At 63.3% G+C, this 22,816-nt stretch carries 15 protein-coding genes and 2 tRNA genes; 13 read left to right on the top strand and 4 right to left on the bottom strand.

The genetic code is table 11. The features are described from left to right. Positions 1-102 precede the first annotated feature (102 nt). Complete coding sequence (locus tag PVZ80_RS16035; protein ID WP_009046693.1) at positions 103-2,037, top strand: methyl-accepting chemotaxis protein; 1,935 nt, start codon at positions 103-105, stop codon at positions 2,035-2,037. A gap of 63 nt (positions 2,038-2,100) precedes the next feature. On the opposite strand, the gene PVZ80_RS16030 is transcribed toward PVZ80_RS16035, so the two are convergent. The 4 genes from PVZ80_RS16030 to PVZ80_RS16015 all read right to left on the bottom strand — a co-directional run bounded on the left by PVZ80_RS16030 (position 2,101) and on the right by PVZ80_RS16015 (position 5,240). Continuing rightward, positions 2,101-3,666: an ABC transporter permease gene (locus PVZ80_RS16030; protein ID WP_009046694.1), complete on the bottom strand. Its 1,566-nt coding sequence runs from the start codon at positions 3,664-3,666 to the stop codon at positions 2,101-2,103. Further along, a complete protein-coding gene (locus tag PVZ80_RS16025; protein ID WP_257371421.1) occupies positions 3,666-4,691 on the bottom strand; it encodes an extracellular solute-binding protein in 1,026 nt (341 codons plus the stop codon). Before PVZ80_RS16025 ends, PVZ80_RS16030 begins: the two co-directional genes overlap by 1 nt. A gap of 205 nt (positions 4,692-4,896) precedes the next feature. Beyond that, positions 4,897-4,983, bottom strand: a tRNA-Leu gene (locus PVZ80_RS16020). Between the two features lie 170 nt (positions 4,984-5,153). Then, positions 5,154-5,240: transfer RNA gene (locus PVZ80_RS16015), tRNA-Leu, on the bottom strand. 224 nt (positions 5,241-5,464) lie between these two features. On the opposite strand from PVZ80_RS16015, the gene rnr reads away from it, so the two are divergent. The 12 genes from rnr to PVZ80_RS15955 all read left to right on the top strand — a co-directional run bounded on the left by rnr (position 5,465) and on the right by PVZ80_RS15955 (position 22,787). Further along, positions 5,465-8,071 carry a ribonuclease R gene (gene rnr / locus PVZ80_RS16010; RefSeq protein ID WP_273864197.1) on the top strand — a complete coding sequence of 869 codons (2,607 nt, stop codon included), beginning with the start codon at positions 5,465-5,467 and terminating at the stop codon, positions 8,069-8,071. After that, entirely contained in the window at positions 8,068-8,835 is a 768-nt protein-coding gene (gene rlmB, locus PVZ80_RS16005) for a 23S rRNA (guanosine(2251)-2'-O)-methyltransferase RlmB (RefSeq protein WP_016704517.1), read from the top strand. Before rnr ends, rlmB begins: the two co-directional genes overlap by 4 nt. Positions 8,836-9,115: 280 nt before the next feature. Next, positions 9,116-9,541, top strand: a complete 426-nt coding sequence (gene rpsF, locus PVZ80_RS16000) for a 30S ribosomal protein S6 (RefSeq protein ID WP_007921481.1) — start codon at positions 9,116-9,118, stop codon at positions 9,539-9,541. A gap of 28 nt (positions 9,542-9,569) precedes the next feature. Further along, positions 9,570-9,800: a 30S ribosomal protein S18 gene (gene rpsR, locus PVZ80_RS15995; RefSeq protein WP_002551829.1), complete on the top strand. Its 231-nt coding sequence runs from the start codon at positions 9,570-9,572 to the stop codon at positions 9,798-9,800. 36 nt (positions 9,801-9,836) lie between these two features. Then, entirely contained in the window at positions 9,837-10,736 is a 900-nt protein-coding gene (locus PVZ80_RS15990) for a hypothetical protein (RefSeq protein ID WP_009046698.1), read from the top strand. Positions 10,737-10,757: 21 nt separating this feature from the next. After that, positions 10,758-11,204 carry a 50S ribosomal protein L9 gene (gene rplI / locus PVZ80_RS15985; protein ID WP_007921484.1) on the top strand — a complete coding sequence of 149 codons (447 nt, stop codon included), beginning with the start codon at positions 10,758-10,760 and terminating at the stop codon, positions 11,202-11,204. 134 nt (positions 11,205-11,338) lie between these two features. After that, positions 11,339-12,736, top strand: coding sequence for a replicative DNA helicase (gene dnaB / locus PVZ80_RS15980; protein WP_007921486.1), 1,398 nt, complete (start codon positions 11,339-11,341; stop codon positions 12,734-12,736). A 192-nt stretch (positions 12,737-12,928) separates the two neighbouring features. Further along, positions 12,929-15,229: a YgiQ family radical SAM protein gene (locus PVZ80_RS15975; protein WP_081362834.1), complete on the top strand. Its 2,301-nt coding sequence runs from the start codon at positions 12,929-12,931 to the stop codon at positions 15,227-15,229. Positions 15,230-15,340: 111 nt separating this feature from the next. Next, entirely contained in the window at positions 15,341-15,859 is a 519-nt protein-coding gene (locus PVZ80_RS15970) for a hypothetical protein (protein ID WP_038630469.1), read from the top strand. A gap of 173 nt (positions 15,860-16,032) precedes the next feature. Beyond that, positions 16,033-19,308 (top strand): transglutaminase family protein, encoded by a 3,276-nt coding sequence (locus PVZ80_RS15965; protein ID WP_273864196.1) that lies wholly within the window; start codon positions 16,033-16,035, stop codon positions 19,306-19,308. Positions 19,309-19,395: 87 nt separating this feature from the next. Then, positions 19,396-21,882: a circularly permuted type 2 ATP-grasp protein gene (locus PVZ80_RS15960; RefSeq protein WP_273864195.1), complete on the top strand. Its 2,487-nt coding sequence runs from the start codon at positions 19,396-19,398 to the stop codon at positions 21,880-21,882. Next, positions 21,882-22,787, top strand: coding sequence for a transglutaminase family protein (locus PVZ80_RS15955; RefSeq protein WP_028683729.1), 906 nt, complete (start codon positions 21,882-21,884; stop codon positions 22,785-22,787). Before PVZ80_RS15960 ends, PVZ80_RS15955 begins: the two co-directional genes overlap by 1 nt. Positions 22,788-22,816 lie beyond the last annotated feature (29 nt).

The raw sequence follows: 22,816 nt of genomic DNA, 5'->3' as shown, positions 1-22,816 counted from the left end.
GGGGCCTTTGTCGTTTCTGTCTGCCATGCGGCACGACCCTTGCTGTGATTTCTCCTTCCAGAGTGCCATCAATTTGATGGCGTTGAAGTAGAGGGATTTCCTGTGTCGGCCGTTCTCTCACTGTTACAAAGCCGTTTGTTGCGGCCTGTGTTCGTTACTCTTGGTATCGCCCTTTTGGTGCAGGTGCTGGTTGCCGTTGCCCTGACCCGGAGCACGGTGACGGCGCTGGAGGCTGATCTGGCCGCTCGTCTGGGCGTCGACAGCCAGAAGCTCTCCGGCGAGTTGGAGCAGGCGGCTCGCGAAGTCACCTCGAGCCTGGAAAGCCTTTCCAGCAGTACTCGGCAACGATTGACCGCCGGGCTGTCCTCGCGCCTGGAGGAAGAGCAGGCGCAATTGCGGGCGACGCTGGAGAAGGATCTCAAGGATTCGGCCAACGATATGGCCCAGTTGCTCGCTTCGGTGGCGCCGCGGGCCATGTGGGACAGCGACGTCCCGACCCTTTCCGAGTTCGCTCGGCGCGCCCAGCGCAATCCCAACGTGCTGTTCGTGGTGTACGACGACGCCAATGGCGAGCACCTGACCCGTTACCTGAACCGGGAAAACCCGATCAACAAGGCGCTGCTGGAAAAGGGCAAGGGCGACCGTGCCCTGGACAAGGTGCTGGATGCGGCCAAGAACGATCCGTCGGTCTATTACCTGGAGGCCTCCATCAGCCCTAACGGTGTGGAAATCGGCAAGGTGCTGATGGGGGTTTCCACGGCGTCGGTCGAGGCGGACGTGGTGGCGCTGGACAAGCGCTTCGCAGCCTTGATCGCCAGCAGCGATCAGTTGGTGGGCGATAGTCTCAAGGGCGCTTCGGCGGACAGTTCGGCGGCCATGGGCGCGCGCCTGCAGTCGGCGCAGACCACCGCTTCGGACATGCAGGCCAACACCGCCGGTACCGTGCAGGACGCGGCGGCCACTCTGCGTTGGCGCATCGGCATGGGCCTGGCGCTGGTCGGCTGCGGGGTCTTGCTATTGCTGGCGGTGGTGCTGGGGCGGCGGGTGGTCAGCAAGCTGCATCTGCTGATCGCTGCGCTGAACGATCTGGCGGCCGGTGAGGGCGACCTGACCAAGCGGGTCCAGCTCAGCAGCAATGACGAGATCGGCGACATGGCGTCGGCGGTCAACCGCTTTGTCGACAAGTTGCAGCCAATCGTGCGCGAGGCGGGCGATGTGGCGCAGCGCACCGGTGTCGAAATCGGTGCGATGAGCCTGCGTAATGCCGGGGCTGATGCTGCGGCCGAGGCTCAGCGCGACGAGGTGGCAGAGAGTTTGCGGGCGCTGTCGCAGATGGCTGATGAAGCCCAGGCGGAAAGCCAGGCGATGCAGGCGGCCTTGCAGCAAGTGGTGGAGATTCGCCAGGCAACCGACGAAAACACTCGGACCTCGGCCCAGGTGGGCAGCCTGATCGAGGCGCTGGCGGGGCAGGTCGACACGGGCTCCAAGGTCATCGAGCGCCTGGCGCAGCAGAGCGAGCAGATCGAGGTGGTGTTGACGGTGATTCATGGCATCGCCGAACAAACCAATCTGCTGGCCTTGAATGCGGCCATCGAGGCGGCGCGGGCCGGGGAAACCGGGCGCGGCTTTGCTGTGGTGGCCGACGAGGTCAGGGCGCTGGCGAGCAAGACGCAAAGCTCTACCGGGGATATCCAGGCGCACATTGGAGCGCTGCAGCAGGGCGCGCGCGAGGCGGTGGCGGCGATCGGCCAAGCCGGAAGGCAGGCCAGCGAAGGTTTGCTGGTGCTGCGCGACAGCGCGCGGTTGCAGCAGTCGGTGCAGTCGTCGGTGGAGCAGGTGCACGCGGCAATTGGCCTGGCGACCCAGGCGGCGGCCCATCAGGCCCAGGGTGCGCAAGCGGTGCGCAGCCGGGTCGAAACCATCCATGCCCAGGCCGAGCGTGCGGCTCAGGCGGTGGTGGAAACCACGGCCAGCGGCAAGGTGCTGGATGGCCTGGCGGCACAATTGAAGGCCAGCCTGGGGCAATTCCGGGCTTGAGTTTCCACAAGGCTTGAATGCTGGGGGTGGGGCTCCTACAGAAGGCTTTCTGTAGGAGCGGGCTCAACGGCTCAGATACATCCGTGTCGTCAGCAGATAGACCGGCAATCCCGATACCAGAATCAACAGCGCCGCATAAGGCGCTGCGGCTGCAAACTCCACATTCGCCGTGTGCGCCCAGACTTCCGTCGCCAGCGTATTCAGCCCGGTCGGGCTGAGCAGCAGGGTAGCCGTCAGTTCCTTCATGGCATCCAGGAATACCAGGGCGAAGGCGGCTCCCAACGCGGGGAAAATGATCGGCAGGGTCACACGGCAGAATGCCGTGAATGAGGAGGCGCCGAGAGTGCGGGCAGCGTCCTCGAGTTGTGGCGCCGCCTTGTTCAGGGCGGTGCGGATCGGTGCCTGCGCCAGGGGCAGGAACAGCAGGGCGTAGGCGATCAGCAGCAGGGTCGAGGTCTGATACAGCGCCGGCACGTAGTGCAGGGCAAAGAACACCAGTGTCAGGGCAATCACCAGGCCGGGCAGGGCGTGCAGCAAGTAGGGCAGGCGTTCGGCCCAGAGGGCCAGGCGACCCTTGTGACGTACCACCAGCAGCCCGACCGGTACCGCCAGCGCCAGGCACAGTGCCGCGCCACCCAGCGACAGTGCCAGGGAGGAAAGCAGGGCTTCGCCGATGGCGGCTACCGGGAAGGCGGCCGATGAGCCAACGGCCAGCCAGTACGCCAGCATGCCCAGCGGAATGCCGCTGCCGATCAGGGTCAGCAGCGCGCAGTACAGTTGCCCACCAATCGCCCACTTACCCAGGCGTACCTGCTCGGCATGTCGTGCCGCGCCCTGGCCGGTCCGCACATGGCGGCCTTTGCCGCGAACCCGCAACTCCAGCCACAGCAGGGCCAGGCACAGCGCCAGCAACACGGCAGAAAGCATCGCCGCGTTGGCGTTGCTGAACTCCAGCTCGAACTGCTGATAGATCGCGGTAGTGAAGGTTTGCAGGCCGATGATCGACAGCGCGCCGAACTCCACCAGCATGTGCAGGGCGATCAGTAATGAACCGGCCAGCAGCGACGGCCAGAGCAGGGGCAGGGTGATCCGGAAGAACACGCCCCAGCGATGCTGCCCAAGGGTGCGGGCCGACTCCTCCAGAGAGGGGTCGAGGTTGCGCAGGGTGGCCGCGACAGGCAGGAACACCAGTGGGTACTTGGACAGGCTCATGACCAGGATCGCCCCGCCCAGGCCTTCGAAGCTGGCACTGAGGGAGACCCAGGTGAAACTGCTGACAAAGGCCGGTACGGCAAAGGGCAGGCACAGGATCACGCCCCAGAGGCGCCGCCCCGGCAAGTCGCTACGCTCCAGCAGCCAGGCCAGGGAGAGGCCGACGATGGCGCAGGTGACGGTCACACCTGTGAGCAGCAGCAAGGTATTGCGCAGCAGGCCGAATACATAGGGGCGCCACAACAGATGCAGGGCTTCGGCCCAGCCGGCCTGCCAGGCCTTGAGCCCGACATAGAGCAATGGCAGCAGGCTGAGTCCGACCAGCAGCAGGACTGGTAGCAGTAGCCAGATCGATGGCCCCTTGCGCCTCGGTATGTAGGTTGTGCGCGAGGCGGGGGCGGGCAGCGATGCGCTCATCAGTTCAGGCCGACTTCGCGTTCCAGTTCCAGGGCTTCTTCGGCATTGCCAAGGTCGGCCGGGGTGACTTTTGGCGCTTGCAGCTCGCTGAACGGCTTGAGGCCGCGATCCGACTCCAGGCCTTTGCGCAGCGGGTATTCGGCGGTGGTCTGGGTGATCACGCGCTGGCCTTCTTCGTTGGCCATATAGGCGAGGAATTGCTGAGCTTCCTTGGGGTGCTTGCTGGACTTGAGTACTGCGGCACTGGATACGGTGATCAGCCCGCCGGCATCGCCGCCGGTGAAATAGTGCAGCTTCGAGTCCAGCTGGCCTTTTTCGCGTTGCAGGGCGAACCAGTAATAGTTGTTCACCAGCACGGTGGCGACTTCGCCGTTTTCCACGGCCTTCAAGGCCACCATGTTATTGCTGTAGGTCTTGCCAAAGGCGCGCAGGCCGGTCAGCCATTCCTCGGCGGCGTCCATTCCGTGCAGCTTGATGATTGCCACGGCCTGTTCCTGGAACGCGCCGCTGGTAGGAACGAAACCTACCTTGCCTTGCCATTGTGGTTGGGAGAACTCCATTACCGATGTCGGCAGGTCCTTTTCGTCGATCAGCTTCGGGTTGAACGCCACCACGCGGACGCGGGCGGTGATACCGATCCAGGTGCCGTTGCCGGCGACGTAATCCTTGGGCAGGACTTCAAGGGTCGCGGCATCGGTCTTGGCCAGCAGGCCTTGCTCGCCGAGTTTGTTCAGGGGCGGCGATTCTTCGGTGTAAATCACGTCGGCGGGAGAGCGCTCGCCTTCTTCCACGACCTGGCTGGCAAGCTGGTTGCTGCTGCCTTTGCGCACATTGACGTGAATGCCGGTCTTGGCCTCGAAGGCCTTGGCGATGGCGTCGCCGACTTCCTTGTGCTGGCCGTTGTAGAGGGTCAGGGAAACCGGGTCGGCTGCTTGAGTGAGTGGAGATGCCAGGGCCAGGCCCAGCAAAGTGATGGTCAAGCCACGCAGAAGGGATGTTGGAAGGGCGGTGTTTCTAAACATCATTCGCAGGGTTCCTCACTGTGGTGCCGCAAAAACTTGTAACAATCATAAACGATATTGTTTCTCATGTGCGGCTTGACGGGCTGGATAGCCCTGAGAGGAGGGGGGGCGCTTTGGAGGAAGAAATGATTGTTATGGGCCAGAAACGCAAAAACCCGCTTTCGCGGGTTTTTGTGAGACTTCACAGCTATGCTGTGAAGCTTGAATATGGTGCCCAGAAGAAGACTCGAACTTCCACGGCCTTGCGGCCACCAGCACCTGAAGCTGGCGTGTCTACCAATTTCACCATCTGGGCAGTATCAGCAACGTTGCCGCTGTTGATGGGGCGAACTATACGGAGCGCCTTTGAATCTGTAAAGCCCTGTTTTGACTTAGATTCAATAAATCAAACACTTAGAATGCAAAAACCCGCTTTCGCGGGTTTTTGGAGGAGCCTGAAGATTCAAATGATCTGCAGCTCTGAATTGGTGCCCAGAAGAAGACTCGAACTTCCACGGCCTTGCGGCCACCAGCACCTGAAGCTGGCGTGTCTACCAATTTCACCATCTGGGCAGTATCGGCAACGTCTCCGTCGTCGATGGCGCGCACTATACGGACCACCTTTTGAGCTGTAAACCCCTGATCTTGAAAATATTGAAAAAAATTCACCGACGGCTTTTACAGGATGCTTCTGAAGCCTTGAAAGGACTTTTCGGAGCCTGTCTTAGCCTGAAATTTCCCGTTTCAATACGCGTATGCCAAACTAACCCGCATATAGACAAGGTGAAATTTATCTAATGGCCGATTGGCAGTCCCTCGATCCCGAGGCCGCTCGTGAAGCGGAAAAATATGAAAACCCTATCCCTAGCCGCGAACTGATCCTTCAGCACCTTGCTGATCGGGGTTCGCCTGCTAACCGCGAACAGTTGGTCGAAGAGTTTGGTCTGACCACAGAAGACCAGATCGAAGCCCTGCGTCGCCGCCTGCGCGCCATGGAGCGCGATGCTCAACTGATCTACACCCGTCGCGGCACTTATGCGCCGGTGGACAAGCTCGACCTGATTCTCGGCCGCATCAGCGGTCACCGTGATGGCTTCGGCTTCCTGGTGCCCGATGACGGCAGCGACGACCTGTTCATGAGCCCGGCGCAGATGCGCCTGGTGTTCGATGGCGACCGCGCGCTGGCCCGGGTTTCCGGTCTGGATCGCCGTGGTCGCCGCGAAGGCATGATCGTTGAAGTGGTGTCCCGTGCTCACGAGAGCATCGTCGGCCGTTACTTCGAAGAGGGCGGCATTGGTTTTGTGGTGGCGGACAACCCGAAGATCCAGCAGGAAGTGCTGGTGACCCCGGGCCGCAATGCCGGCGCCAAGATTGGCCAGTTCGTCGAGGTGAAGATCACCCACTGGCCGACTCCGCGCTTCCAGCCGCAAGGCGACGTGGTCGAGGTTGTGGGCAACTACATGGCCCCGGGCATGGAAATCGATGTTGCCTTGCGCACCTACGATATTCCTCACGTCTGGCCTGAAGCGGTACTGAAGGAAGCCGGCAAGCTCAAGCCGGAAGTCGAAGATAAGGACAAAGAGAAACGCATCGACCTGCGCGATCTGCCGTTCGTCACCATCGACGGTGAAGACGCTCGCGACTTCGACGATGCGGTCTATTGCGAAGCCAAGCCTGGCAAGCTGCGCCTGTTCGGCGGTGGCTGGAAGCTGTACGTGGCGATTGCCGACGTTTCCAGTTACGTGAAGATCGGTTCGGCGCTGGATGCCGAGGCTCAGGTACGCGGCAACTCGGTGTACTTCCCCGAGCGCGTGGTGCCGATGCTACCGGAGCAGTTGTCCAACGGCCTGTGCTCGCTGAACCCGAAAGTCGATCGTCTGGCCATGGTGTGCGAGATGACCATCTCCAAGTCCGGCGAGATGACCGACTACCAGTTCTACGAAGCGGTGATCCACTCCAAGGCGCGACTGACCTACAACAAGGTCAGTACTATCCTCGAGCAGCCGAAAACCAGCGAGGCCAAGCAACTGCGCGGCGAATACGCCGATGTTGTGCCGCACCTCAAGCAGCTTTATGCGCTGTACAAGGTGCTGCTCGGTGCTCGTCATACCCGTGGCGCCATCGATTTCGAGACCCAGGAAACCCGGATCATCTTCGGTTCCGAGCGCAAGATCGCCGAAATTCGCCCGACTACCCGCAACGATGCGCACAAGCTGATCGAGGAATGCATGCTGGCGGCCAACGTGGCCACCGCCGAATTCCTCAAGAAGCACGAAATTCCTGCGCTCTATCGCGTCCACGACGGCCCGCCGCCAGAGCGCCTGGAAAAACTGCGCGCCTTCCTCGGCGAGCTCGGCCTGTCCCTGCATAAAGGCAAGGACGGCCCGACGCCGAAGGACTACCAGGCACTGCTGGAAAGCATCAAGGATCGCCCGGATTTCCACCTGATCCAGACCGTGATGCTGCGCTCGTTGAGCCAGGCGGTGTACAGCGCTGACAATCAGGGCCACTTCGGCCTGAACTACGAAGCCTATACCCACTTCACCTCGCCGATTCGCCGTTACCCGGACCTGCTGACGCACCGGGCGATTCGCAGTGTCATCCACTCCAAGCAGAACACCCCTCACGTGCGTCGTGCCGGTGCGATGACCATTCCGAAGGCGCGCATCTATCCGTATGACGAGGCGGTTCTCGAGCAGCTTGGCGAGCAGTGCTCGATGAGTGAGCGGCGTGCCGACGAAGCGACCCGCGACGTGGTGAACTGGCTCAAGTGCGAGTACATGAAGGATCGCGTGGGCGAGTCGTTCCCTGGTGTGATCACCGCGGTGACCGGTTTTGGCCTGTTCGTCGAGCTGACCGATATCTATGTCGAAGGTCTGGTGCATGTCACGGCGCTGCCGGGCGATTACTACCACTTCGATCCTGTGCATCACCGCCTGGCCGGCGAGCGTACCGGCCGCAGCTTCCGCCTGGGTGACAGCGTGGAAGTGCGGGTCATGCGCGTCGACCTGGATGAGCGCAAGATCGACTTCGAGATGGCGGAGAAAACCATCGGCGCGCCGATCGGTCGCAAAAAACGCGGCGCCGTCGATGTGCCTCCGGCCAAGACTGCTGCCGAGCCTGCTCCAGCCAAGACTGGCCGTCGTGGCCCGGCCAAGGAAAAGTCGGTCGAGGCCTACCGCTCCAGCGATGCCGCGGCGAAAAACGCCGAAGTGCGCAAGAGCCGGGAAATGAAGCAGGCGTTGCTGGCCGAAGCCAAAAGCGGTGGTAAAGCGGCGTCTGGGGGAAAGTCCGGAAAGCCGGCGTCCAGCAAACCGAGCAAACATCGTAAAGGTCCGCCGAAAGCGGGCGCAGGTCCTGCGGCGAAAAGCGGCGGGGCACGTAAACCCAAGGCCAAGTCATGAGTCAGTTGGAAAAGATCTACGGCGTGCACGCTGTGGAAGCATTGCTGCGTCACCACCCCAAGCGCGTCAAGCAGATCTGGCTGGCCGAAGGCCGTAGCGATCCGCGCGTGCAGGTGCTGGTGGACCTGGCCGGGCAGAATCGCGTGGCGGTCGGCCAGGCCGAGCGTCGTGAAATGGATGCTTGGGTCGAGGGCGTTCACCAGGGTGTCGTGGCTGAAGTAAGTCCAAGCCAGGTCTGGGGCGAGGCGATGCTCGATGAGCTGCTCGACCGTACCGAAGGCGCGCCGCTGCTGCTCGTGCTGGACGGTGTGACCGATCCGCACAACCTCGGCGCCTGCCTGCGTACCGCCGATGCGGCTGGCGCGCTGGCGGTGCTGGTGCCGAAAGACAAATCGGCGACCTTGACCCCGACCGTGCGTAAAGTGGCGTGCGGCGCCGCGGAAGTGATTCCGCTGGTGGCCGTGACCAACCTGGCGCGCACCCTGGAAAAGCTCCAGCAGCGCGGCCTGTGGGTTGTCGGCACCGCTGGCGAAGCTGAGCAGGAACTGTATGACCAGGACCTGACCGGGCCGACCATCCTGATCATGGGCGCCGAAGGCAAGGGTATGCGTCGCCTCACCCGTGAGCATTGCGATTTCCTGGTGCGCCTGCCGATGGCCGGTAGCGTCAGCAGTCTCAACGTTTCGGTGGCTACCGGCGTGTGCCTGTTCGAGGCCACGCGCCAGCGTGCGGCCAAGGCCAAGAGCGCAGCCAAGAAGACCTGAGTTTCCTCCCTCCATGCAGGTGCGAGCTTGCTCGCGATAGCGGCCCGACTGAGGTGCTGCAATCGTGAGCAGGCCCGTCCGGCAGGTTTGGCGTGCCCTGGCGGCCAATTGTTCAAATAATCACCAATTGCCTTGCGCCGCTGTTGCCCCTTCTCTACAATTGCGCCCCTTGCCGTTGCGGCAGGCGCATATGTGCCTATCTCTGGCAAGACACACAAGTGTCATTCACTCCTTGTCTGACCGCTTTTGAGCGGCAGGCTACAACCCGTAAGGAGCATTCATGCGTCATTACGAAATCATCTTTCTGGTCCACCCTGACCAGAGCGAGCAAGTCGGCGGCATGGTTGAGCGTTACACCAAGCTGATCGAAGAAGACGGCGGCAAAATCCACCGTCTGGAAGACTGGGGCCGTCGTCAACTGGCCTACGCAATCAACAATGTTCACAAGGCTCACTACGTGATGCTGAACGTTGAGTGCACCGGTAAAGCCCTGGCTGAGCTGGAAGACAACTTCCGTTACAACGATGCTGTGATCCGTAACCTGGTCATCCGTCGCGAAGAAGCCATCACTGGCCAATCCGAGATGCTCAAGGCTGAAGAGAACCGCAGTGAGCGCCGTGAGCGTCGTGACCGTCCTGAGCATTCTGACAGCGCCGATGGCGATGACAGCGATAACAGCGACGCCAGCGATAACGCTGACGAGTAATCCACGGACCTTTTGAGGAGCCAATTACATGGCACGTTTCTTCCGTCGTCGTAAATTCTGCCGCTTCACCGCTGAAGACGTGAAAGAGATCGATTACAAAGATCTCAACACCCTGAAAGCCTACGTATCCGAGACCGGCAAAATCGTTCCAAGCCGTATCACCGGTACCAAAGCTCGTTATCAGCGTCAGCTGGCCACCGCTATCAAGCGCGCCCGCTTCCTGGCCCTGCTGGCCTACACCGACAGCCACGGCCGCTGAGACCGGGCAGTCGACAAGTAGTAAGGGATTGAATGCATGCGCGCCTTAGCTGAGTTCATCATGCGCGGCCGTATGCAGGCCACTCTGGTAGTGGCCGGATGTGCGGCATTGCCGTTGTTGTATTGGTTGGGTGCTGCTGCGGGAAGCCTGGTGCTCCTGCGGCGCGGTTTGAGCGACGCCCTTGGTGTCCTCGCCCTGGGATTGCTGCCGGCACTGTTCTGGTGGCTGTATTCCGGCGATCCACGCGCACTCATGGTGCTGCTGGGGTCTTCGGGCCTTGCGTTGGTTTTGCGCGCAAGCGAATCCTGGAACCGTGTGCTGCTGGTCAGCATAGCGCTGGGCCTGGTGTTTGCTGGAGTGCTGGGTGTGGCTTACCGCCCCCAGATCGAGATGCTCTCGCAGGAGTTGGTAAAAATCCTGCCGCTGGCCCTCGGTGATCTCTACCAGCAGTTGTCGGTTGAAGAGCAGGCTCGTCTTGCCTCACTGATTGCACCGGTCCTGACCGGCCTGATAGCGGCTTTGTTGCAGGTCGTCAGTGTGCTGAGCCTGATTGTCGGGCGCTACTGGCAGGCGTTGTTGTACAACCCGGGTGGTTTTGGGCGCGAGTTTCGCGCTATCAAGCTCCCGCTGGGACTGGCGATGTTGCTGCTGGCCTGCATGCTGCTGGGACCGAATCTCGGTCCACAGATGGCGATGCTGACGCCGTTGTGCAGCGTACCGCTGGTGTTCGCCGGGCTGGCCCTGATTCACGGGCTGGTGGCGCAAGGGCGACTGGCCAGGTTCTGGCTGGTGGGGTTGTACGTAACGCTGTTGCTGTTTATGCAGCTGATCTATCCGTTGCTCGTGGTGTTGGCCATAGTCGACAGCCTGATTGATTTTCGCGGTCGTTCGGCGCCGAAAGACGCTGATAACGGCTCTGCGAACGGTGAAGGTTAAAAGTTAAGAGGTTATTACCAAATGGAACTGATCCTGCTGGAAAAAATCGCCAACCTGGGCAACCTGGGCGATAAGGTAAACGTTAAGGCTGGTTACGGCCGTAACTACCTGCTGCCTTTCGGCAAAGCCACCGCTGCTACCGCTGCCAACCTGGCTGCGTTCGAAGCGCGTCGTGCCGAGCTGGAAAAACTGGCTGCAGAGAAAAAGGCTTCTGCCGAAACTCGCGCTGCCCAACTGGCTGAGCTGGAAGTGACTATCACTGCCACCGCTGGTGACGAAGGCAAGCTGTTCGGTTCGATCGGCACCCACGACATCGCTGATGCACTGACCGCCTCCGGCGTTGAAGTGGCAAAAAGCGAAGTTCGTCTGCCGAACGGCACCATCCGCAACGTAGGTGAGTTCGACGTAGCCGTGCACCTGCACGCCGAAGTTGAAGCCACCGTGCGCGTTGTCGTGGTAGCAGCTTAAGCAGTACTTGTCGGCTGGCACCCTCGGGAGCTAGCCGGTAACATCGGGCACGATCCTGTTTACAGGTCGTGCCCTTTGTCTTTCTGTACCCTCAGTTTTTCAAACCCCTGCTTTTCCTAAAAAACCAAGTGGCCATGAACGATATCTCCGCTCCCGAGCAATACGATCTGCAAACCGCTGCCCTGAAGGTGCCGCCACATTCCATCGAGGCCGAACAGGCCGTGCTCGGTGGTCTGATGCTGGACAACAACGCCTGGGAGCGGGTGCTCGATCAAGTCTCCGACGGCGACTTCTATCGGCATGACCATCGTTTGATTTTCCGCGCGATCGCCAAACTGGCCGATCAGAACATGCCGATCGACGTCGTGACCCTGTCCGAACAGCTGGACAAGGAAGGCCAGACGTCCCAGGTCGGCGGCCTGGGGTACCTGGGCGAACTGGCGAAGAACACGCCGTCGGTGGCCAACATCAAGGCCTATGCGCAGATCGTTCGCCAGCGCGCCACCCTGCGCCAGCTGATCGGCATCAGCACCGAGATCGCCGACAGCGCCTTCAACCCCGAAGGCCGCACCGCCGAAGAGATCCTCGACGAAGCCGAACGGCAGATCTTCCAGATCGCCGAAGCCCGTCCGAAGACCGGCGGCCCGGTGGGCGTCAACGAGTTGCTGACCAAGGCCATCGACCGCATCGACACCCTGTTCAACACCGACAACGCCATCACCGGCCTGTCCACCGGCTACACCGACCTCGACGAGAAGACCAGCGGCCTGCAGCCAGCCGACCTGATCATCGTCGCCGGCCGTCCGTCCATGGGTAAGACCACCTTTGCCATGAACCTGGTGGAAAACGCCGTGCTGCGCAGCGACAAGGCGGTGCTGGTGTACTCCCTCGAGATGCCAGGCGAATCGCTGATCATGCGTATGCTGTCGTCCCTTGGCCGCATCGACCAGACCAAGGTGCGTTCCGGCCAGCTGGAAGACGACGACTGGCCGCGCCTGACCTCGGCGGTCAACCTGCTCAATGATCGCAAGCTGTTCATCGACGACACCGCGGGTATCAGCCCCTCGGAAATGCGCGCGCGGACCCGCCGCCTGGTGCGTGAGCACGGCGACATCGCCCTGATCATGATCGACTACCTGCAGTTGATGCAGATCCCAGGTTCCAGTGGCGACAACCGAACCAACGAGATTTCCGAGATCTCCCGTTCCCTCAAGGCCCTGGCCAAGGAATTCAACTGCCCGGTAGTGGCCCTGTCCCAGCTCAACCGCTCCCTCGAGCAGCGTCCGAACAAGCGCCCGGTGAACTCCGACTTGCGGGAATCCGGAGCGATCGAGCAGGACGCCGACGTCATCATGTTCGTGTACCGGGACGAGGTGTATCACCCCGAGACCGAGCACAAGGGCATTGCCGAAATCATCATCGGCAAGCAGCGGAACGGCCCGATCGGCTTTATCCGCCTGGCGTTCATCGGCAAGTACACCCGCTTCGAGAACCTCGCGCCGGGCAGCTACAACTTCGACGACGACGAGTAAGGCCCGGCCTCTCGAGCGCAGGCAAGCCTCCAAGGTCATCGTGTTCCTGGGAGCGAGGTTTGCCCGCGATAAACGCCCCACCGATTTCCGACCATGGTCGTCGGAATTGGTCATTTTTTGTGCTATATTCCGCGCCCGCGAATTTCTCTGTAAATAAACGCGCCCTTATCTACACCTATACCGGTCATCGACATGCAAGCAGCCAAGCCGTTATTTGACTATCCCAAGTACTGGGCCGAATGTTTCGGGCCGGCGCCGTTCCTGCCGATGAGCAGGGCGGAGATGGATCAGCTCGGCTGGGATTCCTGCGACATCATCATCGTCACTGGTGATGCCTACGTCGATCACCCGTCGTTCGGCATGGCGATCATCGGCCGGCTGCTGGAGTCCCAGGGCTTCCGCGTCGGGATCATTGCCCAGCCGAACTGGCAGTCCAAAGACGACTTCATGAAGCTCGGCGAGCCGAACCTGTTCTTCGGCGTCGCGGCCGGCAACATGGATTCGATGATCAACCGCTACACCGCGGACAAGAAAATCCGTTCCGACGACGCCTACACCCCCGGTGGCCTGGCGGGCAAGCGTCCGGACCGCGCCAGCCTGGTCTACAGCCAGCGCTGCAAGGAAGCCTACAAGCACGTGCCGATCGTCCTGGGCGGCATCGAAGCCTCCCTGCGCCGCATCGCCCACTACGACTACTGGCAGGACCGGGTGCGCAACTCGATCCTGATCGACGCCAGCGCCGACATCCTGCTCTACGGCAACGCCGAGCGGGCAATTGTCGAAGTCGCCCAGCGCCTGTCCTACGGGCACAAGATCGAAGACATCACCGACGTGCGCGGCACCGCGTTCATTCGCCGTGACACGCCCCAGGGCTGGTACGAAGTGGACTCCACGCGTATCGACCGTCCGGGCAAGATCGACAAGATCATCAACCCCTACGTCAACACCCAGGACACCGCCGCCTGCGCTATCGAGCAGGAAAAAGGCCCGGTGGAAGATCCGCAGGAAGCCAAGGTCGTGCAGATCCTGGCCAGCCCGAAGATGACCCGGGACAAGACCGTGATCCGCCTGCCGTCGATGGAAAAGGTGCGTAACGATCCGGTGCTCTACGCCCACGCCAACCGCGTGCTGCACCTGGAAACCAACCCGGGCAACGCCCGTGCGCTGGTGCAGAAGCATGGCGAGATCGACGTCTGGTTCAACCCGCCGCCCATCCCGATGACCACCGAAGAGATGGACTACGTGTTTGGCATGCCGTATCAGCGCATCCCGCACCCGGCGTACGGCAAGGAGAAGATCCCGGCCTACGAGATGATCCGTTTCTCGGTGAACATCATGCGTGGCTGCTTTGGCGGCTGCACCTTCTGCTCGATCACCGAGCACGAAGGCCGCATCATCCAGAACCGTTCCGAAGAGTCGATCATTCGCGAGATCGAAGAGATTCGCGACAAGGTTCCAGGTTTTACCGGCGTCATCTCCGACCTCGGCGGCCCGACCGCGAACATGTACCGCATCGCCTGCAAGAGCCCGGAAATCGAATCCGCGTGCCGCAAGCCGTCCTGCGTGTTCCCCGGCATCTGCCCGAACCTGAACACCGATCACTCGTCGCTGATCCAGCTGTATCGCAGCGCCCGCGCCTTGCCGGGGGTGAAGAAGATCCTGATCGCTTCCGGCCTGCGCTACGACCTCGCGGTCGAGTCGCCGGAGTACGTCAAGGAACTGGTGACCCACCACGTCGGTGGCTACCTGAAGATCGCCCCGGAACACACCGAGGAAGGTCCGCTCAACCAGATGATGAAACCGGGTATCGGTACCTACGACCGGTTCAAGCGGATGTTCGAGAAGTACTCCAAGGAAGCGGGCAAGGAGCAGTACCTGATTCCTTACTTCATCGCCGCGCACCCGGGCACCACCGACGAAGACATGATGAACCTGGCCCTGTGGCTCAAGGGCAACGGTTTCCGTGCCGACCAGGTGCAGGCGTTCTACCCGTCGCCGATGGCCACCGCCACCGCCATGTATCACTCGGGCAAGAACCCGCTGCGCAAGGTCACCTACAAGAGTGACGGGGTGACCATCGTCAAGAGCGAGGAGCAGCGGCGCCTGCACAAGGCGTTCCTGCGTTACCACGATCCGAAAGGCTGGCCGATGCTGCGTGAAGCACTGACCCGCATGGGCCGCGCCGATCTGATCGGGCCGGGCAAGCACCAGTTGATTCCGCTGCATCAGCCGGCTACCGACAGCTACCAGAGCGCCCGTCGCAAGAACTCGACGCCGGCTGGCAGCCACAAAGTGGCCAAGGAAACCACCCGGATCCTCACCCAGCACACCGGCCTGCCACCGCGCGGCAGCGACGGCGGCAACCCGTGGGACAAACGCGAACAGGCCAAGGCCGCCGCGATGGCTCGCAACAAACAGGCCGCCAAGGAGCGCACGGACGCGGCCAAGGGCAAAGGCAAGAAGCCGGCCCGCAAACCGGTCGTGCCCCGCTAAGGCAACGGCTGTACAGACACAACGCCAACCCCCGGGTTGGCGTTGTGCATTTCAGCGTTTGGGTTTGTTAAGGTGCGCCCCAGGATTGGCATCGACTCAAGGAAGAGCAGCGTGTTACGTCGCAGGAAAACCCCGCAACAACAGCAGATCGAAGACAAGCTGCTGCGCCTCAAGACCGCCGAGTGGCTCGCCTGGCAGCCCTATGTGCGGCGCTTCGGGGTGATTCATATCGCGGTGATGATGACGACGATCTTCAGCGTCTCGCTGACCGCCGCGCAGGTGCCCCATCTGTATTTCCCCCGGGACTTCCAGGTCGCCAACTACGCCGCGATGGCCATGCTGGGCGTTGGCCTGCTGATGAGCCTGTGTTTCCTGCTGGTGATCCGCGGCTACCCGCGCGGGGCCTGGGCCTTGTTCGGCGCGCTGGTGTTCTGCCTGGCGTGCGCGCTGCTGGTCTTGCTGGATTCCCGCCAGCGCCTCTTTCCGGCCTTTGTCCTGTGCATCCCCCTGACCGGCCTGTACCTGATGAGCACCCGGCGCTACCAGCGCGGGCTCAAGGTGCTGCAAGTGGCGGCGCGCAAACGCCGGCGCCTGCAGCGACTGGAAGCCGGCCTGAAGCGGGTGCGCTGACCGCCGGTTACATCCTGTCGCCACATTTATGTGCAACCCTGCGCACGCCAAAGCACGCGCCGCGCGCTTTTGGTGCTGTACTGCCCACAGCAGTCGGGGAAAGCGCCGGGACTGGTGCCCTGGCATAAGTCTTGCGCGCTCTCGTGTACGTCCAGGTCCGCAGGAGGCACGCCGTGTCGATCCATGTCGCATTGCACCATGTCACGCATTACCGCTACGACCGCGCGGTCGAACTCGGCCCACAGATTGTTCGCCTGCGTCCGGCGGCCCATAGCCGCACGCGGATTCTCTCCTATGCGCTGAAGGTCCAGCCCGAGCAGCACTTCATCAATTGGCAGCAGGATCCCCAGGGCAACTACCTGGCGCGCCTGGTCTTCCCGGAAAAGACCGACGAGCTGCGCATCGAAGTCGATCTGCTGGCGGAGATGGCGGTGTTCAATCCGTTCGACTTCTTCCTCGAACCCTATGCGGAGAAGATTCCCTTCGCCTACGCCGCCGATGAGCAGCGGGAACTGGCGCCTTACCTGGAAACCCTGCCGCTGACACCGAAGTTCAAGGCTTACCTTGAGGGCATCGACCGCACGCCGATGCCGGCGGTGGATTTCCTGGTGGGCCTGAACCAGCGTCTGAGCGAAGACATCGGCTACCTGATCCGCATGGAGCCGGGCGTGCAGACGCCCGAGCAGACTCTGGACAAGGCTTCCGGCTCCTGCCGCGACTCCGCCTGGCTGCTGGTGCAGCTGCTGCGCAACCTGGGGCTGGCGGCGCGGTTTGTTTCCGGCTACCTGATCCAGCTGACCGCCGACGTCAAATCCCTCGACGGCCCGTCCGGCACCGAGGTGGATTTCACCGACCTGCATGCCTGGTGCGAGGTGTACCTGCCCGGCGCCGGCTGGATCGGCCTGGACGCCACCTCCGGGCTGTTTGCCGGGGAGGGGCATATCCCATTGGCCTGCAGCCCCGATCCATCCTCGGCGGCGCCGATCAGCGGCCTGGTGGAGCCTTGCGAATGCGAGTTCAGCCACCAGATGTCGGTGGAGCGGGTCTGGGAAGCGCCGCGGGTCACCAAGCCCTACACCGAAGAGCAATGGCTGGCGATCCAGGCCCTGGGCCGACAGATCGATGCCGATCTGTTGGAAGGCGACGTGCGCCTGACCATGGGCGGCGAACCGACCTTCGTTTCGATCGACGACCCGGATGGCGCCGAATGGAACACCGCGGCCCTCGGGCCGAACAAGCGCCGGCTGTCCGCCGAGCTGTTCCAGCGCATGCGCAACCACTACGCGCCCAAGGGCCTGGTGCATTTCGGCCAGGGCAAGTGGTACCCGGGCGAGCAACTGCCGCGCTGGTCGCTGAACTGCTACTGGCGCCGCGATGGTGTGCCGATCTGGCATAACGCCGCGCTGATTGCCGACGAACACGAAGACTACGGCGCCGACAGCGAACTGGCCGGGCGTTTCCTGGCCAGTGTCGCCGAACGCCTGAAGCTGCCGCCGCGCTTCGTGTTCCCGGCCTATGAAGACAATTTCTATTACCTGTGGCGCGAGGGCACCTTGCCGCAAAACGTCAGCGCCGAGGATTCGCGGCTGGCGGACGAACTGGAGCGGGCGCGCCTGCGCAAGGTCTTCAGCCAGGGCCTGGACAAGGTCATCGGCCAGGTCCTGCCGCTGGCCCGCACGGCCAAGGGCGACCAGTGGCAGAGCGGCCGTTGGTACCTGCGCGACACCCATTGCCGGCTGGTGCCGGGGGATTCGCCCCTGGGCTATCGCCTGCCGCTGGCGTCCCAGCCCTGGGTGACGGCGGCGGAATACCCCTATGTGCACCCCACCGACCCGAACCAGGAGCTGCCCGAGCTGCCGGACAGTGCGCAATTGCGTAAGCATGGCGAGGCGGCCGAGGCCGATGAGCGGGTGCCGCAGATCGACCAGTCCGCCGACTGGCTGACCCGCACCGCGTTCTGTGCCGAGGCGCGGGGTGGGCGGTTGTACCTGTTCATGCCGCCCCTGGAGCGCCTGGAGGATTACCTGGAGCTGGTCAGCGCCATCGAGGCCACCGCCGAAGAGCTGCATTGCCCGGTGCTGCTGGAGGGCTATGAGCCGCCGAGCGATCCACGGCTGAGCAACTTCCGCGTCACCCCCGATCCGGGCGTGATCGAGGTCAACGTGCAGCCGTCCGCCAGTTGGGACGAGCTGGTGGAGCGCACCGAGTTCCTCTACGAGGAAGCCCGGCAGACCCGCCTGACCACCGAGAAATTCATGATCGACGGGCGCCACACCGGCACTGGTGGCGGCAACCACTTCGTGCTGGGCGGCGCGACGCCGGCGGATTCGCCGTTCCTGCGCCGGCCGGATCTGTTGCGCAGCCTGATCAGCTATTGGCACAACCATCCGTCGTTGTCCTATCTGTTCTCCGGGCTGTTCATCGGCCCGACCTCCCAGGCGCCGCGGGTCGACGAGGCACGCAACGATGCCTTGTACGAGCTGGAAATCGCCTTCGCGCAGATGCCCGAACCGGGCGAGGAGTGCCCGCCGTGGCTGGTCGACCGGTTGCTGCGCAACCTGCTGATCGATGTCACCGGCAACACCCACCGCGCCGAGTTCTGCATCGACAAGCTGTACTCGCCGGACGGCGCCACCGGGCGCCTGGGCCTGCTGGAACTGCGCGCCTTTGAAATGCCGCCCCATGCGCGCATGAGCCTGGCCCAGCAACTGTTGCTGCGGGCCTTGGTCGCGCGCTTCTGGCGCGAGCCCTATGCGCCAGCCAAGCTGGCGCGCTGGGGTACCGAGCTGCACGACCGCTTCCTGTTGCCGCACTTTATCGAGCAGGACTTCGCCGACGTCATAGTCGAGCTCAACGCCGCCGGCTATCCGCTGCGCGCCGAGTGGTTCGCCGCGCACCTGGAGTTTCGTTTCCCCAAGGTCGGCGATTACGCGGTCGGCGGGGTCGAACTGGAGCTGCGCCAGGCCCTGGAGCCTTGGCATGTGCTGGGGGAGGAGGGCTCCGCTGGCGGCACGGTGCGTTATGTCGACTCATCGCTGGAGCGTCTGCAGGTCAAGCTCACCGGGTTGGCGCCGCAGCGCTACCTGCTGACCTGCAACGGCGTCGCGGTGCCGCTGCAGCCTACCGGGCGGGTCGGGGAGTTTGTCGCTGGGGTGCGCTATCGGGCCTGGCAGCCCTTCAACTGCCTGCAACCGACCATCCCGGTGCATGCGCCCCTGGTGTTCGACCTGCTCGACACCTGGATGCAGCGCTCCCTGGGCGGTTGCCAGTACCACGTAGCCCACCCGGGCGGACGCAACTACGACAGCCTGCCGGTGAATGCCAACGAAGCCGAAAGCCGCCGCATGGCGCGCTTCTTCCGCCTGGGGCATAGCCCCGGCACCTTGTCGGTGCCGAGCCTGACGATCAACGACGAGTTGCCGATGACACTCGATTTGCGACGTTTCTAAAGCAGACGCGACGCCCGGATGTTTCGCATATCCGGGCGTCATGTGTCTGCGTTAATCTGACTTACCTTGCCGTCTGCCGAGTTCTCCATGCCTGACCTGCTTGACCACTACCCGCTGACGGCGGGTACCTACCACGAACTGCTCGACGCCAGCGGCGCGGTACGCCCGCACTGGCGCCGGCTGTTCGACCAGTTGCTGCGCAGCACACCGGCGCAGTTGATGCAGCGCCAGGCCCTGCTGACCCGACAGATCCAGGAAAACGGCGTCACCTACAACGTTTATGCCGACCCCAAGGGCGCCGACCGGCCGTGGGAGCTGGACCTGTTGCCCCATGTGATCGCCGCCGATGAATGGCAGCAGCTGTCCGCCGGGATCGCCCAGCGGGCGCGTTTGCTCAATGCGGTACTGGCCGACCTGTACGGGCCCCAGCGGCTGATCAGCGAAGGCCTGCTGCCGGCCGAACTGGTGTTTGGCCATAACAATTTTCTCTGGCCGTGCCAGGGCATCCAGCCGCCGGACGGCGCTTTCCTGCACCTGTACGCGGTCGACCTGGCGCGCACCCCGGACGGGCGCTGGTGGGTCACCGCCGACCGTACCCAGGCGCCCTCCGGTGCCGGCTACGCCCTGGAAAACCGCATGATCGTGTCCCGGGCCTTTCCGGACCTGTATCGCGATCTGCAGGTACAGCACCTGGCCGGCTTCTTCCGCACCCTGCAGGAAACCCTGGCCCGCCAGGCGCCCCGGGACGACGAAGCGCCACTGATCGTGCTGCTGACCCCGGGACGTTTCAACGAAAGCTATTTCGAGCACCTGTACCTGGCGCGCCAGCTTGGTTATCCGCTGGTGGAGGGCGGCGACCTGACGGTGCGCGACGCCACGGTCTACCTCAAGACCCTGAGCGGCCTGCGGCGGGTGCACGCGATCATGCGCCGGCTCGACGACGACTTCTGCGACCCGCTGGAACTGCGCACCGACTCGGCCCTCGGCGTGCCGGGGCTGCTGGAGGCGGTGCGGCGGGGCCGGGTGCTGGTAGCCAATGCCCTGGGCAGCGGCGTGCTGGAATCGCCAGGCCTGCTGGGTTTCCTGCCGAAGATCAGCGAGCACCTGTTTGGCGAAGAACTGATTCTGCCGTCCGTCGCCACCTGGTGGTGCGGCGAGGCGCCGGTGCTGGCCCAGGCCCTGGAAAAACTCCCGGAGCTGCTGATCAAGCCGGCGTTCCCGTCCCAGAGCTTTGCCCCCTTGTTCGGCCGCGACCTCTGCGAGAAAGAGCGCCGGGCCCTGGCCGAGCGCATGCGGGCGCGGCCTTATGCCTATGTCGCCCAGGAACTGGCGCAGCTGTCCCAGGCGCCGGTCTGGCAGGCCGAGGACGGCCAGCTGCAACCGCGGGCCATCGGCATGCGGGTGTATGCCGTGGCCAGCCGCGATGGTTACCGGGTGCTGCCGGGCGGCTTGACCCGGGTGGCCGCCGAGGCCGATGCCGAAGTGGTATCGATGCAGCGCGGCGGCGCCAGCAAGGACACCTGGGTGCTGGGCGAGCGTGCGCCCAGCGGCGAACAGTGGAAGGGCCAGCGGACCATCGGCGTGCATGAGCTGGTGCGGCGCGATCCGTACCTGCCGTCGCGGGTGGTGGAAAACCTGTTCTGGTTCGGCCGTTACTGCGAGCGTTGCGATGGCAGCGCGCGGTTGTTGCGGATCATGCTGGCGCGTTATATCGACGGCGATGACCCGCAGGCCTTGCAGGCGGCGGTCGACCTGGGCGAAAGCCTGATGTTGCTGCCGGACGAGGGGGAACTGCCCGAGCGGCTGTTGGCGGCTCTGCAGGGCGACGACTGGGCCTTCAGCCTGCGCTCCAACCTGCAGCGCCTGCAGTGGGCGGCGTCCCAGGTGCGCGGCAAGCTCTCGCGGGAAAACTGGCAGGCGCTGGTGGAGTTGCAGCGCGAAGCTCTGGCGCTGGAGGCCCGGGAGCCGGACTTCGGCGAATTGCTGGACTTCCTCAATCGCCTGGTGATGTCCCTGGCGGCGCTGTCGGGTTTTGCCCTGGACGACATGACCCGCGACGAAGGCTGGCGTTTTTTGATGATCGGCCGGCGCATCGAGCGCCTGCAGTTCCTCAGCAGCAGCCTGGCGGCCTTCCTGCGCAGCGCCACCGCGTTCGACCAGGCCGGGCTGGAGTGGCTGCTGGAGCTGGGCAACAGCAGCATCACCTACCGTTCCCGCTACCTGGCGGTGGCGCAGTTGATCCCGGTGCTCGACCTGTTGCTGCTCGATGAGCAGAACCCCCATGCGGTGCTGTTCCAGCTGAAGCTGGTGACCCGGACCCTCAATCGCTTGAACGATGAGTTCGGTGTGCCGCGCGAGGCCGGTTTGCCCAAGCTGGTGGGGCGCCTGTCGCGCTTCGACCTGGGTTGCCTGGAAAACCCGCTGTTCGGCGAAGCCAGCGTGCGTGCGGCGCTCGAAGGCCTGGCCGACCTGTTGCAGGAAATCGCCGATGCCAGCGGGCAGGTCTCCGACCGCCTGGCGCTGCGGCATTTCGCCCATGTCGACGATGTCAGCCAACAAACGGTGTCCGTCTGATGAGCGCTCATTACCAGATCTTCCACGATACCCATTACCACTACGACAGCCCGGTTTCCCTGGCCCAGCAGCTGGCGCACCTGTGGCCGCGGGCCTGCGCCTGGCAGCATTGCAGCCAGCAGGAACTGCTGATCAGCCCCGACCCCACCACCCGCCGCGACGAGCTGGATGTGTTCGGCAACCCGCTGACCCGGCTGGCGTTCGAGCGCCCCCATGACGAACTGCTGGTCAATGCGCAACTGACGGTGGAGGTGCTGGCCCGGCCTGCGCTGGATTTCACCCGCTCATTGCCCTGGGACGCCACCCGCAGTGCGCTGACCTACAGCAGCCGGCCGTTGTCCGCGGCCTTGATGGAGGCGTGTCGTTACCGCTTCGAGTCGCCCTATGTGCACCTGAAGAAGAGCTTCGTCGATTTTTCCGAAAGCTGTTTCCCCGCCGGGTGTCCGTTGTTGCTGGGGGTACAGGCGTTGATGGAGAAGATCTTCAGCGAGTTCACCTTCGATGCCGAAGCCACCCAGGTGGCGACGCCGCTGGTGGAGGTGCTGGAGCGGCGGCGCGGGGTCTGCCAGGACTTCGCCCACCTGATGCTGGCGTGCTTGCGTTCCCGCGGTTTGGCGGCGCGTTATGTCAGCGGCTACCTGCTGACCCAGCCGCCACCGGGGCAACCACGCCTGATCGGCGCGGACGCTTCCCATGCCTGGGTTTCGGTGTTCTGCCCGGTGCTCGGCTGGGTCGATTTCGACCCGACCAACAACGTGCAGCCGGCACTGGAACACATCACCCTGGCCTGGGGCCGGGACTTTTCCGACGTCTCGCCGCTGCGCGGGGTGATTCTCGGCGGCGGCAGCCACGACCCGGAAGTGCGGGTGACGGTGATGCCACTGAATGAACGGATCTCTCTGTAGCCGCTGCCGCAGGCTGCGATAAGGTTCGC

The organism is Pseudomonas sp. B3G-3, from assembly GCF_028640915.1.
Lineage (GTDB): Bacteria > Pseudomonadota > Gammaproteobacteria > Pseudomonadales > Pseudomonadaceae > Aquipseudomonas > Aquipseudomonas chlororaphis_I.
This window is presented reverse-complemented; position numbering and strand designations above follow the sequence as displayed.